8 protein-coding genes are annotated in these 12,049 nt (G+C 68.3%); 4 read left to right on the forward strand and 4 right to left on the reverse strand.

The genetic code is table 11. The annotated features are described in order from the left end of the window. The first annotated feature begins 68 nt into the window (after nt 1-68). Complete coding sequence (locus BO221_RS15690; RefSeq protein WP_233166025.1) at nt 69-1,046, forward strand: AraC family transcriptional regulator; 978 nt, start codon at nt 69-71, stop codon at nt 1,044-1,046. A gap of 1 nt (nt 1,047) precedes the next feature. Here BO221_RS15690 and BO221_RS15695 read toward each other — a convergent pair whose 3' ends face one another. Then, a complete protein-coding gene (locus tag BO221_RS15695) occupies nt 1,048-2,601 on the reverse strand; it encodes an alkaline phosphatase (protein WP_073561245.1) in 1,554 nt (517 codons plus the stop codon). A 294-nt stretch (nt 2,602-2,895) separates the two neighbouring features. Between BO221_RS15695 and BO221_RS15700 the strand changes: the two genes are divergently transcribed. Together BO221_RS15700 and BO221_RS15705 are read left to right on the forward strand one after the other, a co-directional pair. Continuing rightward, entirely contained in the window at nt 2,896-4,098 is a 1,203-nt protein-coding gene (locus BO221_RS15700; protein WP_073561246.1) for an RICIN domain-containing protein, read from the forward strand. 375 nt (nt 4,099-4,473) lie between these two features. Then, nucleotides 4,474-4,812 carry a hypothetical protein gene (locus BO221_RS15705; RefSeq protein WP_073561247.1) on the forward strand — a complete coding sequence of 113 codons (339 nt, stop codon included), beginning with the start codon at nt 4,474-4,476 and terminating at the stop codon, nt 4,810-4,812. An 8-nt stretch (nt 4,813-4,820) separates the two neighbouring features. Here BO221_RS15705 and BO221_RS15710 read toward each other — a convergent pair whose 3' ends face one another. Both BO221_RS15710 and BO221_RS15715 read right to left on the reverse strand, forming a co-directional pair. Next, a complete protein-coding gene (locus BO221_RS15710; RefSeq protein ID WP_143195465.1) occupies nt 4,821-6,032 on the reverse strand; it encodes a tetratricopeptide repeat protein in 1,212 nt (403 codons plus the stop codon). Nucleotides 6,033-6,233: 201 nt separating this feature from the next. Further along, nucleotides 6,234-8,297 carry a hypothetical protein gene (locus BO221_RS15715; protein ID WP_143195466.1) on the reverse strand — a complete coding sequence of 688 codons (2,064 nt, stop codon included), beginning with the start codon at nt 8,295-8,297 and terminating at the stop codon, nt 6,234-6,236. A 272-nt stretch (nt 8,298-8,569) separates the two neighbouring features. Between BO221_RS15715 and BO221_RS15720 the strand changes: the two genes are divergently transcribed. Further along, complete coding sequence (locus BO221_RS15720) at nt 8,570-10,489, forward strand: serine/threonine-protein kinase (protein ID WP_073561250.1); 1,920 nt, start codon at nt 8,570-8,572, stop codon at nt 10,487-10,489. 73 nt (nt 10,490-10,562) lie between these two features. Here BO221_RS15720 and BO221_RS15725 read toward each other — a convergent pair whose 3' ends face one another. After that, a complete protein-coding gene (locus BO221_RS15725) occupies nt 10,563-12,005 on the reverse strand; it encodes a hypothetical protein (RefSeq protein WP_073561251.1) in 1,443 nt (480 codons plus the stop codon). Between the last annotated feature and the right edge of the window lie 44 nt (nt 12,006-12,049).

Consider the following 12,049-nt stretch of genomic DNA (forward strand, 5'->3'; position numbering starts at 1 on the left):
ATTGCTCCTGGCGCTATGGACTCTCAATGCCAGCGAGTCCAAATCTGTTGCCCGATCGTCCAGGAGCGATGGACGGCCACGCCGACGTCATCTCGGACGTGCTCGAGACGATGCGCTTCACCACCCAGCTCTTCGGCCGCTTCGAACTGGGAACGCCCTGGGCGATCCGCGTCCCGAAGAAGGAGACCTCGTCCTTCTACGTGCTGGCGCGAGGCAGCCTGCGGCTCCAGGTCGAGGGCCTGGCGACGCCCATCCTCCTGTCAGCGGGGGACGTGGTGCTGGTGCCCCATGGCGCGGCCCATGTGCTCGACGATGGCTCCCGGCGCACCCTCGCCCCCCGGGACGTCATTCCCTCGGAGCAGTTGCGCGGCTCCGGGCTGACACCGCGCAGGCTCGGCGGAGAGGGGTCCGTCAGCACGCTCGTCGTCGGATGCTTCCGGTTCAGCGCGGGTGTCCACAGCCCGCTGTTCACCGCCTTCCCACCGGCGATTCACCTCCCCGCCCACGAGCCGGGAGTGGCGCCCTCGCTCGCCGCGACGGTGCAACTCATCGTCGCCGAGAGCTCCGCTCCGGGGCCGGGCAGTGCCATCGTGCTCGGGCGGCTCGCGGATGTGCTGCTCGTCCAGGCACTCCGCGCGCGGGCGGCGGCCACCGGCCCGGACGAAGCGGGGCTGCGAGCCCTGGCGGATCCCCAGATCGGCGCCGCGCTCGGGCTGATGCATGGGCGCCTGACCGAGCCCTGGACGGTGGAGCGCCTCGCGTCAGCGGCCGGCATGTCCCGCTCGGGGTTCGCCGCGCGCTTCCACACGCTGGTGGGAGAGCCTCCGCTGCAGTACCTCGCACGGTGGAGGATGATGAAGGCCGCGCAGTGGCTGCGCGAGACGGACGACAGTCTTCCGGAGATCGCCGAGCGGGTGGGCTACGAGAGCGCCGTGGCCTTCAACAAGGCCTTCAAGCGCTGGCACGGCGTCGGGCCGGGGGCCTGGCGGCGGGCGCGAGACGTGGGGCCTGGCGCGGAGGCCCCGCTCTCTTCCCCGAGCCCATGAATCAACGCTCCGCGAGCTTCAGCTCGTTGGGCTCCTTCAAGAGCTTGCCCTTGCGGCTGAAGTTCCGCACCACGAGGGCATTCCGGGCCGTGTCGTAGGTCACCTGGGTGAAGTTGTCGTCCTGCTCGAAGCCGCGGGTGCGGTAGTGCATGGTGACGGAGCCGTCGATGTCGAAGCCATCCTGCTCGGCCTTCGAGTCGTGCACGAAACCGAGTGGATCCCCATCGGCGAACGGGAAGGGCCAGTAGAAGGCCGAGGAGACGATGGAGAAGGCCTTGAGCGGCAGTTTCCCGCGCCGCTTCTCGAAGGAGATCTCCGACACGTTGGAGCAGTGCACGTCACCGGAGAGGAAGACGACGTTCTGGACTCCGTTGTCGACGATGGTGCTCAGCACGCGCCGCCGGGTCTCGGGGAAGGCGGGCCAGGAGTCGCTGCTTCCACCGCGGCCACCGCGCGAGCCGACCTCATTGGGCACGAAGACACCGGGCGAGACGACGAACTTGGGCACGTTGCCTCGCTGCTCCTGCATCGCCACGAGCCAATCGCAGACCTGGTCCAGCTGGCCCTTGAAGCCGGGGGCACTCTCCTTGGCGGGGTAGCCCAGCAGGTGGTTGCCGAGGAGGGACGCATTGGCGTCATCGCGGATGCGCTGCGTGCGCACGTCGAGCACGAAGAAGGGAACGCGGGCACAGTCGAAGCTGTAGTGGATGCGCTTGTCGAAGTTCCGAGGCCCGTGCACCCACTGGTAGCTCATGTACGCGCGGATGGCGTTGTGGAAGAGGTCCCGCTTGAGGGCATCCTTGAGGCGTGCCTGCACCCAGTTGTCCTCGATCTCGTGGTCATCGAGGATCATGTACGTCGGCACCGAGCGCATGAGCTGGCGGATGTAGGGCGTGGTGAAGGCCTCGACGTAGCGCTCCTGGAACTCGCGCCAGGTGTCCGCGCGGCCCATGGGGATGCTCCGGTTGAGCTTGTCGGCGTAGATCTGGTCTCCCATCATCAGCACGAAGCGGGGCGGGAGCGGCTCCTCGTTCCGGGCCAGCTCCACGTGCCGGTTCATGGCCTGGAAGATCTCATCCGAGCGCTTGGACTGGCCCATGAGGCCCGGGTAGCGGCAGGAGCCCATGAGGAAGGAGAAGCCACCTTCCTCGGAGCTGGAATGGGTGGTGAAGGAGGCCTCGGACACCTCCGGGTCCAGCCGCAGGAAGTCCTCCCTCCACACCTTCAGGTCCTTGGGGAGGCGCTCGAAGACCTCGTCGTCCTCGACGATCAACTCCGAGTCGAGACTGTCCACCGTCACCGAGCCCAGGCGGGCGGTGTAGCGCGTATTGGGCTGGAGGCCCTCGAAGTCCACCGTGCCGGTGCGGTCGTATTCGCGATGGAGACGGAAGTAGCGCACCTCCCGCGGCGCCGAGCGGCCCCACTCGTAGAGCGCGGCCACGCCCACGGTGCGCAGGTCCGGAACATCGGCGGCACGAATCCAGAGACGAACGCTCGTATCGGTGGTGTGCCCGACGATGGGTCCGACGGACGGTGGGCGAAGCATCTGAGGCATGGTGTCCCCTGGGCGGTGCGGAGCGGCCACTCTAGATCAGGAAGCGGGCGCTCGGCCGGAGGGATGCCTACGCGGTGGGGGACGTACGCGCGGGCTCGGTGAAACGCGTGGCCTCGAGCCTCGGTCCTGGTGCAGGCCATCCACGGCTTCCTCAACCCCGTGGTGCACTGAGCACACCGCCCCGGACGCTACTGTCTTCCCCTGGACTTTGTTCGGAAAGAAAACGAACGCCAATTTCAGGAGAATTCCTGGAAGTCGGGCAGACTGGTCTCCCTTTCCCCAAAGGAGATCATCATGACCCGAGAGTTCGTGTACCGCGGTTTGTCGCTGCTGGGTGTCGTGGGTGCGTTGAGCGGATGTGCCCTCGAAGCACCGGAGTCCACCGAGGAGATTTCGAGGACGGAGAGCGCCGTCATCGTGTCCAGCATCACGGAGGGTGACTACGTCATCCGGTCCGCCATGACGCAGAAGTGTATCGACATCGCCTCGTCGAGCACGGCGGATGGGGCGAAGGTGCAGCAGTGGGATTGCAACAACACCAACGCGCAGAAGTTCCGCATCTCCCCCACTTCGGACGGCTACTGGAGGATCATCAACGTCAACAGCAACAAGGGGCTCGACATCAAGGAGGTGAGCTACGCGGAGAACGCGCAGGTCCACCAGTGGGCGTACTTGGGTGGGGCCAATCAGCAGTTCAAGTTCGTGCCCCGGGGCAACAACCAGTTCAGCATCCACCCGCGCCACACGGACATGGCGCTCGATCTGTACTGGGGCTCGGCGGACAACGGGACGATCATCGTCCAGTATCCGTACACCGACCGCGCCAACCAGCGCTGGACCTTCGACAAGGTGGGCGGTGGTGGCGGCGGCGGGAGCGGGTTCGGCGCCATCCTGAGCCGGGCCACGTTCGACACCATGTTCCCCAACCGCAACCCGTTCTACACGTATGACGCCCTGGTGGCCGCGGCGTCCACGTTCCCGGGGCTCGCGACCACGGGAGACACGGACACGCGCAAGCGCGAGGTGGCGGCCTTCCTCGCCAACGTCTCGCATGAGACTGGCGGCCTCGTGCACATCGAGGAGATCAACAAGGCGGCGTATTGCGACACCTCGTGGGGCCCGCCGGGCTGCAGCTGCGCCCCGGGCAAGTGGTACTACGGGCGTGGCCCCATGCAGCTGTCGTGGAACGGCAACTACTGCGCCGCGGGGAACGCGCTCGGGCTGCCGCTGCAGAGCAACCCGGACCTGCTCGCGCAGGACGCGAACGCCGCATGGCGCACGGGTTTCTGGTTCTGGATGACGCAGACGGGCGCCGGCAACATGACGGCCCACAACGCCATGGTGAACAACGCCGGCTTCGGCGAGACGATCCGCACCATCAACGGCTCACTGGAGTGCTACGGCCGCAATCCCGGCCAGGTGCAGAGCCGCATCGACACCTACCTGCGCTTCACGAGCCTGCTCGGCGTGAACCCGGGAACCAATCTCGGCTGCTGAGCCGGGCCTGCTGCTCCCGGGCCTCGGGCCTGGCCGTGAAGAGGGCCCACACGGCCAGGGCCAGCAACAGGCCCGCCACCCCGTCCACCGCGTAGTGATGCCTGGTGGGTGGGGGTGCTGCCCCAGATGAACGCCGCCCACGCGACGAGAAGCGGGGCGCGGCGCTCCCCCTCCCCCACCACTGCAAACGCCGAGACGAAGGTGGCCGCCACGTGGAGGCTGGGCAGACAACTGGCGTGGCTGTCCAGCTCCAGGCATATCACCCGGGGTTGAGCGAACTCGGACTCTGAAGACCTGGACCGGGCTCGCGAGCGCGCTGAGACAGGAGGCGGTTTGCTCGGCGTGGGTCCTCCGACTACAACCGGAGCGGCCACCATGCACAACGCTCCTCCGTCTCGTTCCGACATGCCCTCCCTCGAGCCTAGCTCCCGCCTCGCGGCCACCGCGTTCTACCTGGCCGTGGGGTCGGCCGGGGTGATCTTCACCTCGGCGTTCTCCCTGGTGATGTGGGCGGTGGGCTGCGTCCTGGCGCTCGTGGCGTTGGTGCTGGGAGGGGTGAGTTACTTCAGGTTGGAGGCCACTTTCGACTTCGTCGGTCAGAAGCGCTCCAAGGCCGCGATGATCGTCTCGGGTCTGGTCCTCGGCCTCACGGGTGCGCTGGTCCTGTTGTTCCTGAGAGGCCTATCTCAGACGTCGCCATCGAGTTGGCACTGATCCTCCCCTCACGGCTCCGGAGTGATCACCGCCGTCCGTCCGGGCTCGGGCGGTTTGGGCGGCTCGGGGAGTCGGGTCTCGATGGGCCGGCGCTCCTCGAGCTCCGCGGCCCGGCCACTCGCCGTGAGCGCCTGGTTCACCGCCGCGAACTGGGGGTCCGTCGCCAGCCGCTCGAGCAACAGCTCCCGCCCGAAGCGCGGCGAGGCCTGGATGAGCAGCTCCACCACCTCCTGGGCGGACCGTCCCTGCCGCAACATCATCTGCGCCTGACGCAGCAGTGGATCCGCGAACCAGCGGTTGGCCTCGGCGGCCCTTCCGTAGGCCTCGAGCGCCTCCGGGAGCTGGCCCCGCGCCTCCAGCAGCAGGCCCGCGTAGTAGTGGGACATGGGGAGGTTCTCCTCCCCCGCCTGCGCGTAGACCCGCAGAGCCTCGTCCTCCCGCCCGAGCGCGAACAGCGCACTCGCCTTGCCCGCGAGGAACGGCTTGCGCTTGGGGTCCGTCTCCAGGTGGCTCCCCAGCAGCTCCTCGTAGGAGCGCAGCGCCTCCTCATAGCGGCCCTCGTCGAGCTGCAACGCGGCCAGGTCCTCGAGCGCGTAGTACGCCCGCAGACGGTCCTCCCGCGTCTCCCGCTTCGCCACCACCTCGCCCAGCGCCGCGAGCTTCGCCTCCGCCGCCTCGCGCTCCGCGAGCGTCCGCTCCTGAGCCTGCTTCCAGTCCCCCTCCTTCATGAGCGCGGCCAGATCCTCGGGCGTGGGCACGTGGACGTGGAGCATCAGCGTCTGCTTCACCTGCGCATCGCCCTCCTGGACGAGCACGCCCACCTGGTGGAGGCCCGGCGTCTTCGGAGCCACCCACACCGCCGCCGGCCCGTTCTCCTGCTCCAGCCGTCCTCGCGCCGCCACCCAGGTGTAGCGCCGCGCGCTCGCCTCGCCCGAGCCGCCTTCCACCTCGCAGCCCAGCACCACCCGCCCGCCCACGGGGACGTCGTGCGGCGACGCAGTGAGGCGGACGATGCGCAGCGGAGCCCCCACTGACCGTGAAGCCGGCGCCAATGCCACTCCGGCACCGGACGCGGAGGCCCCCGCCACGGCCTGCTCTGGCACGGGCGGCTCCCCTGCCCCACGCCACATAGCGAAACCTCCGCCCAGCACCGCGGCGAGCCCCAGGCCCATCACCACCCACCGGGCCCGCCCCGGACGCTGACTGTCTGCCGACGTCATCCTCGCTCCTTCCCGGAGGCCCGGGCGGAAGGTTCCCAAGCCAGGAGGGGTAACTCCTGTCAGGGGGGTCCGGCCGCGATGGTGAGCAACTTGTCCAGTTGTCGGACGAGTTGGCGCGCCGTGCGGCCGGAGGGTGCCCCGTGCTCGAGCAGGAGCACCCCTGAAAGAACCTGCTTCCGCTGGCTCAGGCTCCCATCCGGCTCACTGCTCCGCCCTCAGCCAGGTGAGCATCCGGTTGGCGAGCGCGGAGGTGAGAAGCTCATGCTTCTCGTTGTAGTCGTTGGAGGCCCAGTCCTTCCACTGCGTGGGAGCGAGCGAGCTGTAGTTGACCGGGCAGCTCGAGCTGGCCGCCTCCGGGTTGAGCGCGTTGCCCGTCACCGCCAGGGCCGAGTCGGCGTTGATGAAGGCCGGCTCGAACTGGAGGCGCAGCCGGAAGTTGCCGCACAGCGAGGCACCCTGATCCGTGTTGACGTCGGCCGCGGAGATGCTGCGCGAGCCCGCCACGCAGTCGCGCTGGCCCGGCTCCCAGTCCCGGTCCTCCGAGCAGAACCACCCCGTATAGGTGAAGTCATACAGGCGCGAGTCGCTGCCCATCTTCGTGTAACCGTTGGTGGGGTTGGCGTCGCCGAAGGCCAGCGCGTAGCGGGGAATGGCCGAGGTGGGCCAGCCCATGCTCCCGTAATACAGATCATGGTAGCTGCTGGTGCTGTTGCACGTGGAGTTCTCCGGCTCGTTGTCGCAGGAGCACGTGGTGGCCATGCTGTAGGACAGATCGTACGCGGGCGGCGCGGTGAGCTTGCGCCGGCCGGAGTGCGTCTCGGACTGGTGGCACAGCAGGAGCGTCTGGACGCCGCGGTAGGCGCGGCCCAGGTTGGCGCCGAGCTGCGGCGAGTCGATGGAGTACCAGGCCTTCACCTTGCCGAGGATGCCGTTGGTGTTGTTGTGCAGGGTGTCGCGCAGCACGACGCCGCCCTGGCTGATGCCGGCCACCTGCACCTTGCTGCCCGCGGGCATGCGGCCGAGGATGTCATCCACCCACGCGGCGACCTCGCCCCGGAACCAGCCGAGCCGCTGGTTGCCGTCACCGTGCTTGCCGATGATGACGTCGTAGCCCTCGGCGTTCAGCGTGCGCACCAGGTCCCCCATCAGCATCAGGTAGTTGGCGGTGGAGTCCTGGTTGAGCGGATCGAACCCGGTGACGATGAGCAGCGGCTTGTCGAGCGCACCGCTCTGCCAGTAGTCGAGCACGGCGCGGTACGGGGTGGCGCCGCCGTAGGTGACGCTGAAGCCGCTCTGCCGCGTCTGCCGGGGCGTCACGTCCGAGCGCTTGAGGAAGACATAGGTACCGCTGGTGACCGCGGTCTCGCCGCCCATGAGCGGATAGGTGGAGACGCTATAACCCGCGGCATCACCGCCGAAGCGGGTGCCCCGGAGCGTGGGCGTCGAGGAGCAACCCACGGCCGAGAAGGCCCACCCGTCGTTGGCGGTGGAGCTGGTGCTGCGGGCGGTGGTGGAGGCGTTGAGGGTGCCGCACGTGTAGTCGAGCGAGTACATCAGCTCGGGGCGCGGCTGGTTGAGGAGGCCATCGCGGATGTTGACGTAGAGGGCCGCGGCGCCCGGGCGGGTGAAACGCCGGGCGGAGAAGCTGGCGAGCGCGGCCTGGTTGTAGCTCACCGGATGGGCCACGGTGTTCTGCCCTTCCTGGAAGCCGGCGGTGGCCGAGACGCCATTGTCCGCGCCCGAGCCGTAGCCTCCGGTGACGGTGCCGTAGTGGAACTCGAGGGCGCCGTCGCTGAAGAACTTCACCTTGAAGGTGTAGCCACCGGCGGTGGACTGCCCGTAGTGGAAGAGATTGCGCCACTCCACCACGTAGGCCGAGCCCACCTGGCCCGCGTACACGTCTCCGCCGGCCCCCGGGTTCCAGTCGTCCCACATGGGAGCGATGGTCCCCGCGGGCGCGACGGTCGAGCCCGACCACGTCAGCTGGGGATTGCTGATGCCGGTCGCCGTGGTGCTGCCGAGCACCAGGTAGCCGTTGCTCGACACGGTCACCTGCGTGAAGGACTTCCCATAGAAGGGAAAGGCGAACGGCAGGTTCACCACCTCCGAGCAGTCGTCACACCCCGACACCGTCGCCAGCAGCGCCGGAGCCGGGTTGGGGTCATACGCCACCGTCGACGGCGTGTAGTGCGCGCGAGCGCTTCCAGCGCCGAGGCCCACCAGCAACGCGGTGAGCGGCAGGCTCCACTCGAGTGTCCGATTCATCACGGCTCCCCTCTGGCCGCCAGGAGGGCAGCCGAGCTTCCTGGGCTTCAGGGTAGAGCCAAGAAAACCTGGGAGTCCAGTGTGCCTGTACGATTGGATCGCTGCTGACCAGATTCCGGGATCTCACCGGGGAAGCGCGGCGGGCCCTGGGATGTCCGCGCGCGAACAGCCGGACGCGCAGTCTGTCTTGCAGAAGCAGAAGCGATCGACGGCACGCCTACCCGCTTGCCCCCGGGCAGACCACATTGAGCTGCCTTGGGGGGCAACGCTCCATGATGCTTGGCAAATACCAGCTGGTCAGCAAGCTCGCCACCGGGGGCATGGCCGAGGTGTACCTCGCCCGAGCCGATGGCCCCATGGGCTTCACGAAGGCGCTGGTGGTCAAACGCATCCTGCCGCACCTGGCGGAGGATCCCCAGTTCGTGGAGATGTTCATCGCCGAGGCCCGGCTGGCCGCGCGGCTGGATCATCCCAACATCGTTCAAATCTTCGACTTCGGAGATGCGGACGGCACCTGGTTCCTGGCGATGGAGTACATCGACGGGTTGAACCTGCGCGTGCTGGCGAAGCGGGCCCGGGCCGTGGAAGTGCCCCTGCCTCCGGCCTGTTGCGCGCGGATCATCGCCAGCGCCTGCGAGGGATTGGCCTTCGCCCATGACAGCCGGGATCCGGAGCTGGGCGTGCCGCTGGGTCTCATCCATCGGGACATCAGCCCGGACAACATCCTGGTGTCCCACCAGGGCGCGGTGAAGGTGGTGGACTTCGGAATCGCCAAGGCGGCGGACCAGGGGCACCGGACGCAGACGGGGGTCATCAAGGGAAAGCTGGCCTACATGCCTCCGGAGCAGCTCCGGGGGGCGCCATTGGACCGGCGGGTGGACGTGTACGCGCTCGGCATCGTGCTCTACGAGTTGCTCACCGGACACAAGCCATTCGACGCCACCACCGAGGCGAGCATGGTCCAGGCCATCCTCCACGAGCCCTTCATCCCCGCGGAGGAGCGGCAGCCGGATCTCCCCGTGGCGCTGAGGAGCATCCTGGAGCGGGCGCTGGCCAAGGATCGCGATCAGCGCTACCCGGACTGCCGGGTCTTCCAGGCGGACCTCGAACGCTTCATGGTGTCGACTGGAGAGCCCGTCGGCACCTGGCACCTCGCCCAGTTGATGAGACGGGTAACGGCCTTGAACGAGGCCGCGGTGACGGAGCCCATCCCCGGGTACACGCCGGGCAGGAACACGCCCGCCAAGGGGACACCTCCCAAGGGCACTCCGCCCAAGGGATTGCCTTCCAAGACTCCCGCCAGGGGCACGCCGCCCAAGGGATTGCCTTCCAAGACTCCCGCCAAGGGCACTCCACCCAAAGGCACACCCGCCAAGGGCATTCCCAGCCCACAGGAGCCCAGGCCGGAACTGGTGAAGAGCATGGAACGTCCCGCTCCCACCATTCGCACGCCCACCATCAGGGTTCCCGAGTCCGAACCACAGCCGGAGCCGGACGAGCCTTCCGTCAGACAAAGGTACGGGAAACACCTCGTGGCCGCGGCGGCGGGAGTCGCGGTGCTGCTCGCGCTGACGTGCGTGGCCCGGCGCGACGAGGCACCCTCCCCCCAGCCGCTCGCGATCCATGAGCCGGCCGTGTCCGCGCCTCAGGCAACGGCTCCAGCCCAGCAACAGCCACCGGCTCCGGCTCCACCCCAGAAGGTGGCGGAAGCGGAACCCACTCCCGTGCCACCTCGGGAGCCCCCGGCCGTGGAAACCCCGGCTCCAGGAGAGAACACGACGGAGACGCCCGCGGGAGCCATCGCGTCCGCCGACCCTTCCGTGATTCCTCCCGCCCAGGAGACGAAGCGTCCGGAATCCGCACCGGGCACGCCAAATGCTCCCGGAAAGAACCCGTCTGGAAAGAAGAAGACCCACCGCCCCGTCAATCCGAACCCTGTACCGCCCATCAACCGGGAGCTCGCGCAAGCCAGACAGAAGACGGGGAGAGTGGAGTTCCGCATCCGGCCCTACGCCATCGTGTGGGTCGACAACAAGCTCATTGGACAGACACCGCTGACGCCCCTCGAGCTTCCCGCCGGGAAACACACGGTGCTGCTGATCAACCAGGAAATGGGCAAGCGCGTCACGCTGCAGATCGAGGTCCAGGCCGGCGAGCCCTACATCCTCAAACACAACCTGGGCACGGAGTGAGGTATCGCGGCCCGGGCCGGGGCGGGACGGTGAAGCACGGCCCGGAAGCCGTGCTCCACCCCGCTTCAGTGCATCACCGCACCTGGATGGCGTCGGCGACGACGACGTAGCCCGTCGTGGCCCAGCGGCTCAGCTGCACCTTGTTCCAGCCGGCCGGGAAGCTCCACGAGCCGAGCGTGCTCCACGCGCCACCGCCCGTCTGCTGGTTCTTGTACACCGTGGCCAGGGTGGTGCCACTGGCGTTCTTGATGATGTACGGCGCGGCCGCCGAGCGGTTGGTGCCCGACGTCCACCGCGCGTCGATCGTCTTGGTGGCCGCCGCCGGCAGGTAGAACCAGAACGTCGCCGGCTCGGAGACCGCCGCCGTCGAGGCATACAGGTAGTTGGAGCCGTAGTAGCCCGCCGTGCCCGTCGCGGCCGCCCAGGTCCCCGTCAGCTCGATGTAGCCCTTGGCCGTGTCGTTGGCGGCGTTGTTGTTGTCGATGATGATGCCCGTGGTTGGGGTACCGCCGCCCGTCGTCCACAGGTACGTCACGTCCACCCAGTCGTTGTTGCTCATCCCCAGGTCCGTCCAGAACGAGCCATCGGCGATGTCGATGCCCGCGGGGTTGGACGGCCGGCGCCCGAACTGATCCAACCCGCCGTTGAAGCCATCCTGGTAGGCGGCCTGGGCCTCGGGCTTGCCCTGGGGCAGGGTCTTCCACATCTCGCGGACGCTCGAGGGATTCCAGTAGTCATCCTTCGTGTTCCACGGGCCCACGTCCCACACCGAGGTGGTCGTGCACTTGGCCGTCTTCGAGTAGCACACGCGCACCTGGTACTCGGAGCCACCGTTGGTCGCGAGCGCCCGGCGCGAGGGCAGCGCCACGAAGCGGTCATAGCTCTTGATGACGTGGCCGTTGGCCGTGGTGCCACCCACCAGGCCCTCGCGCGTGGCGTAGATGCGGTAGGTCAGCGCGGCCAGGCTCTGCACCCCCTCGGTGGTGCCACCCTCCAGGGTTCCCTCCAGCTTCACCTCGTGCACCGCGGGACCGCGGCCGTGCTCGTCCGCCACCAGCGCGAGCCGTACCTGCACCTCCGTGCCGGCCCAGGGAAGGCGCACGGCCTCTCCCGCGCTGGAGATGCTCCACTCGCTCCAGGCACCGCTGGCCGAGCGCACGCGGACATCCACCTCGACGCTCGTCCCAAACGCACGCTGCGCCCGGATCAGCGGCCGCACCGTGTCCACGGGCCGCTCCAGCCGGCGGGCCGGGAAGGTGTAGAGCCCCGTCAGGGTCCGCAGCCCCTCCGGCCTGCGCATGACGTTGTAGGGCTCGTACACCAGCCCCTCCCGGGTGCGCACCAGCTCGCCCGTGCCCTCACCGGCGCCGAGCTCCTCGGTCCACTCCAGGGCTCCAGCGGAAGCACGGAGCGCTTCCGTCGCGGGCTCCCGAGGCGCCTCCGCCAACGCGGCGCCTCCCGCCAGCGACACTCCCCACATCATCGTCATGAACGTCGACCGCACCTTCGAGCGCATGGACGGCTCCTTGGAATAGAGGAGGGAATTCCCGAGTAATCCCT

This window comes from Archangium sp. Cb G35, from assembly GCF_001896145.1.
GTDB lineage: Bacteria > Myxococcota > Myxococcia > Myxococcales > Myxococcaceae > Archangium > Archangium violaceum.